The 5126-nt window shown below is 33.0% G+C and carries 6 protein-coding genes; all 6 read left to right on the forward strand.

Annotated features, from left to right (window positions below):
- The coding region (locus tag AA81_RS12725) for a chromate transporter (protein ID WP_103899249.1) at positions 1-442 on the forward strand (442 nt) is incomplete at its 5' end.
- On the forward strand, positions 439-1002 hold the full coding sequence (locus AA81_RS12730; protein WP_103899250.1) for a chromate transporter: 564 nt from the start codon (positions 439-441) through the stop codon (positions 1000-1002). The genes AA81_RS12725 and AA81_RS12730, both read left to right, overlap by 4 nt.
- Before the next feature lie 58 nt (positions 1003-1060).
- Positions 1061-1759 carry a dTMP kinase gene (locus AA81_RS12735; RefSeq protein ID WP_103899251.1) on the forward strand — a complete coding sequence of 233 codons (699 nt, stop codon included), beginning with the start codon at positions 1061-1063 and terminating at the stop codon, positions 1757-1759.
- A gap of 1 nt (position 1760) precedes the next feature.
- The gene (cls, locus tag AA81_RS12740; protein ID WP_103899252.1) at positions 1761-3221 is read left to right on the forward strand and encodes a cardiolipin synthase; all 1461 of its coding nucleotides are present in this window, start codon (positions 1761-1763) and stop codon (positions 3219-3221) included.
- Between the two features lie 309 nt (positions 3222-3530).
- Positions 3531-4472, forward strand: coding sequence for an ABC transporter substrate-binding protein (locus tag AA81_RS12745; RefSeq protein WP_103899253.1), 942 nt, complete (start codon positions 3531-3533; stop codon positions 4470-4472).
- A 27-nt stretch (positions 4473-4499) separates the two neighbouring features.
- Positions 4500-5126, forward strand: a 627-nt coding sequence (locus AA81_RS12750) for an ABC transporter permease subunit (RefSeq protein WP_439331578.1), incomplete at its 3' end; no start/stop codon positions are given.

Genomic DNA, 5126 nt, shown 5'->3' on the forward strand with positions numbered 1-5126 from the left:
AAAGCACAATTGGGCAACTGATGAAGAAGTAATTGATTATTATGCCATTGGGCAAAGTACACCCGGAATAATCGCTATAAATACAGCTACTTTCATAGGATACAAATTAAGAGGAACCCTCGGAGGAATATTCGCTACATTGGGAATGGTATTCCCTTCTATCGTAATAATAACCATTATTGCCATATTTTTCGAACAATTTCAAAATTTGCAAATAGTACAACATGCTTTCGGTGGCATTAGGGTAGTTGTAGTTGCACTCATGTTGAACGCTATAATAAATATGTGGAAAAAGTCTATCAAAGATTACATAGGTATAATTATATTTTTAGTTTCTTTTCTTGTTGTTGCTTTTCTAAAATTATCTCCAGTTGTTGTTGTGATAGCTTCTTTCGCAGTCGGATTGATTATACAGCAAAATAAAGATGATGATAGAAAATGAATTATATTATTTTATATTTTGAATTCTTTAAAATTGGACTTTTTTCTGTAGGTGGAGGTTTAGCAACGATACCTTTTCTTCAGGATCTTGCTCGTAAGTATGATTGGTTAACCCTTCACAATTTAGCAGATTATATAGCTATATCCGAATCTACGCCGGGACCTATTGGAATAAACACAGCTACATTTGTTGGTTACAACTCGGGAGGTATTTTTGGTGGTATAATAGCTGTGCTGGGGATAGTGACACCTTCAATAATAATTATTACTATAATTGCCCATTACTTTCAAAGGTTCAATGAAAAACCATTTATACAAAATGGATTTTATGCTTTAAGACCTGCGGTGGTAGGACTAATAGGTGCAGCAGGATATGAAGTAGCAAAAGTTTCCTTATTCAATCTTGAGGGACTTACAGAAACTCAAACTTTGGTTTCTGTGTTCAATTTTAAGGCTATAATATTGTTTCTAATCATCATTTACCTAATGAAACGATTTAAAAAACATCCTGTAGTTTATTTGTCTCTTGGAGCGCTTGTGGGAATCATTTTTAAGTTTTAACTTAGAAAATCAGTTAAATAAGCACAGACACCGGTGCTTAAACGGTAGGAGGATATTTATGCAAAAAGGAATGCTTATTGTAATAGAATCTGGGACAGACGCAAGTGGCAAAGCTACACAAGCAGAAATATTATCACAAAAATTAAAAGACGAAAAAATCAACGCATTCAAAGTTGAATTTCCAAATTACAAAAGTGACTCTTCCGCTTTGATAAAAATGTATTTAAAAGGGGAATTTGGGGAAAATCCTGAAGCAATAAATCCATATGCTGCTTCCACTTTTTTTGCTGTGGACCGATTCGCAACTTACCAAAAAGAATTAAAACCTTTTTATGAATCTGGAGGAGTTTTAATATCTGATAGGTATACAACTTCCAACATGATATATCAATCTTCAAAATTTGAAAATCAAAGTGAAAAAGATGAATTTTTGGAATGGCTTTGGGATTTGGAATTCAACAAATTTAATTTGCCAAAACCTGATTACGTAATATTTTTAGATATTCCTCCCAAAATAAGTATAGAATTGCTGAAAAAAAGAAAGGAAAAAATAATAGCCCTAACAGGAAAAGATATCCATGAAAAAAATATTGAATATATAAATAAGACATACGCAAATGCGAAATACATCGCCCAGAAGTACAATTGGACAATAATAAACTGTTTAAAAGAAAACGAAGGATTAAAATCAATCGAAGAAATTCACGAAGAGATCTACTCTATATGGAAAAACATAAGAGATTTGGGAGAAATATAAAATGGCTTTTGCTATAATTTTCAAATTTGGATTTTGGACTTTTTTTGTATTAATATATGCAGTTGTTGCTACGACTGTTATCATCTTGGAAAGAAAAAGACCAGAAAAAACCATAAGTTGGCTTTTAATATTTGCCGTAATCCCACTTATAGGCTTTGTAATCTACCTTTTTTTTGGAAGAAACTGGAAAAGAAGAAAACTTACCAGTGATATTTACTTGAATTCAAACACTACTTTATCGCAAGAAGAAAAAGAATGGCTAAAGAAGGTACTTGGGGAAAATGATATTCAATATTTACAACTAATTAATCTTTTAAAAAGGAACTCTAAGTCACCTTTATTTTTGGGAAACGACATAGAAATTTTTAAAAATGGGAAAGAAAAATTCTCTTCTTTCTTTAAAGAAATTGAAAACGCAAAAGAATCTATCAATTTAGAATACTATATTGTAAAAGACGATGAAACAGGCAAAAAACTTAAAGACCTCCTGATAAAAAAGGCTAAAGAGGGCGTAGAAATCAAATTCATTATGGATAAAATAGGTTCAGGTCGTCTAAAGAAAAATTATATAAAGCAATTAAAAAATGCAGGAGTTGAAATTGCTTTTTACAGTTATTTTTTATCGCCTTTACTTAAATTTGTAAATACTCAGGTAAATTACAGAAATCACAGAAAAATAGCGATAATAGACTCTAAAATCGGATTTATCGGAGGAATAAACATTGGAAATGAATACATTGGTAAAAGTAATTTGGGATATTGGAGAGACCTTCACTTAAAAGTTAGGGGAGAGGCTGTAAATGGGCTTCAAAAAATTTTTTTTGAAGACTATCAAACAATTGTAAAGGCAGCGAGAAAAAAAGAAAAAATAGACCCGGGTAAATATTTTAAAAAACAAGAGAGAAAAGGGGACTCTTTAATACAAATAGCGGTGAGCGGCCCAGAATCAGAAAATTCATCGATAATGCAAATGATTCATAAAATGATCACTATAGCTAAAAACCACATATACATATCTACTCCTTACTTTGTTCCAAATGATAGCATTCTTTCTGCTTTGAAAATAGCGGCTCTTTCGGGTGTTAAAGTAAAAATCTTATTTCCGGGAAAGATGGATCATTTTTTAGTATATTTTGCTTCAAGAACGTATTTAGAAGAAATTATAAAATATGGTGTTGAAGTGTATTTTTACAAAAAAGACCGATTCATACATTCTAAATTTGTATCGATAGATGGTTTAATATCAACCGTTGGAACCGCAAATATAGATATTCGAAGCTTTGAACTAAATTACGAGGCAAATCTCTTAATATACGATAGGGAAAAAACTAAACAAATAGAAGATATTTTTCTTGAGGATTTAAAAATTAGTTCTCACATATCTCAAGATTACTTTAATAATCAGCCTTTCCCTATCAAATTTACAGAGGCATTCAGTAGGATTTTCTCCAATCTTTTGTGAAAATTAAAATTTTTACTTGACAATCCTTATTGATTGATGTATAATCTAGAAAATTAAGTTTCAATTAAGCGAGGGTTACTATGAAAAAAATTTCATTGCATTTTTCAACAAATCCTGTCAATACTTTAAAATCAAAAAATAATCAATATTTTTACTTTTGGTATTGGAAAGACACCCAACTTGGTGCCTTCCATTACCTATTAGCTAACAGGTAGGTATAAGAAGAAACAAGTGGGTGTCTACGAAAAGTAGACACCTTTTTTTATAATAAATGCGAAAAAAAACAAAATCTCCAGGAGGTGTGAGGGTATGAAAAAAGTATTAACAACTTTGGTTATTGTTTCTCTATTCACATTTACTTTTGGTGTAAAGCTTGGTATCACACAAATTGTAGAGCACCCTGCTTTAGACAAGATTTATCAGGGAGTAATTGATTATCTTGAAGATTCGGGTGTAGATTTTGAGTATGAGCATCAAAGCGCGCAAGGTAGTTTTCAAAATGCGATAACTATAGCTAACAAATTCAAAACAGATGTAGATATAATAGTTGCAATAGCAACCCCTTCCGCTCAAGCAGCGGCAACTGAAATAAAAGATAAGCCGGTGGTATTCAGTGCCGTTACGGATCCAATCAGTGCGGGTTTGATCCCCAAATTTGGTAAAAATCCAGGAAATGTTGTTGGAATAAGTGACATGGTTCCTGTGGAAACTCATGTAAACCTCATGAGAACAATATTTCCAGATGCCAAAAACTTAGCGATACTTTACAATACCGGAGAAGCTAACTCAGTTTTTTTAGCGGATCAAACTAAGAAATTTGCGCTCCAATTGGGATTCAATGTAATTGAAATCACGGGAACGAACGCCAATGAACTTGTAACTTCCTTAAACGCTCAAGCAAACAGGATAGATGTTGCCTATCTATACACAGATAATTTGGTTGCTTCATCTGCTGAAATCTTAGGCCAGGTATTCGAAAAAAACAAGATACCGGTAGTTGCAGGAGATATTGATATAGCAAAGAAAACATCAGTTTTAGGTTTTGGCTTTGATTATTATCAAGTAGGAATAGAGACAGGAAAAATTGTTCTTGATCTCATAAACGGCAAAAAAACTTACGAAATTGAGTCAAGGATAGTAAGTGCAGACGCACTAACGTTTTATATAAATTTAGACAGAGCTCAGGCCCTCGATGTAAACATACCTCAACAATTTTTAGATATTGCAGATGAAATAGTAGATGCACAATGATCTTGAAAGAATTTTAGGAGGAAAATTATGGATTTAGTAGGTATATTAGAGCAAGGATTAATTGCCTCCCTTGTGGCAATGGGTGTGTTTATAAGTTTCAGAGTCATCGACCTTCCGGATTTAACACCTGATGGATCGTATGTATTGGGAGGAGCGGTAACCGTTGCGTTTATGTACGCAGGCCTGCCTTGGATACTGTGTATGATTCTAGGTGGTTTAATGGCCGGTTTTTTTGGAATAATAACCGCACTAATACATAACAAATTAAAAGTCAATTCTTTGTTAGCTAGCATATTGGTTATGACCATGCTTTATTCGATAAACATAAGGGTCATGAATGGACCGAACGTTTCTGTTCCAAAAGAAATAACAGCCCAGCAAGAAGCACAATACACAGAAAAAACGAAGTTAGATGACATTTTAGGCATGAGTAGCTTAAATGAAAGTCAAAGTAATTTACCAATAAACGATACCAAAAAAACCTTATCTCCATTCAGAGAAAACTCTGGATATAATTCTACCATCCTAATAGCTTCGATAGTATTTGTATCTGCTCTTCTAACAATAATCTTTTTGAGAACGGAGTTAGGAATTGCGCTCAGGGGATACGGGGGTAACAAGGCAGGAATCAAAAACCTGGGTATGAACACCGAA

It is taken from the genome of Petrotoga halophila DSM 16923 (assembly GCF_002924615.1).

Bases quoted from the DNA above. Each gene is read 5' to 3' on its own strand.
- AA81_RS12730 (WP_103899250.1), top strand. From the start codon at position 439: ATGAATTATATTATTTTATATTTTGAATTCTTTAAAATTGGACTTTTT.
- cls (WP_103899252.1), top strand. From the start codon at position 1,761: ATGGCTTTTGCTATAATTTTCAAATTTGGATTTTGGACTTTTTTTGTA.
- AA81_RS12735 (WP_103899251.1), top strand. From the start codon at position 1,061: ATGCAAAAAGGAATGCTTATTGTAATAGAATCTGGGACAGACGCAAGT.
- AA81_RS12745 (WP_103899253.1), top strand. From the start codon at position 3,531: ATGAAAAAAGTATTAACAACTTTGGTTATTGTTTCTCTATTCACATTT.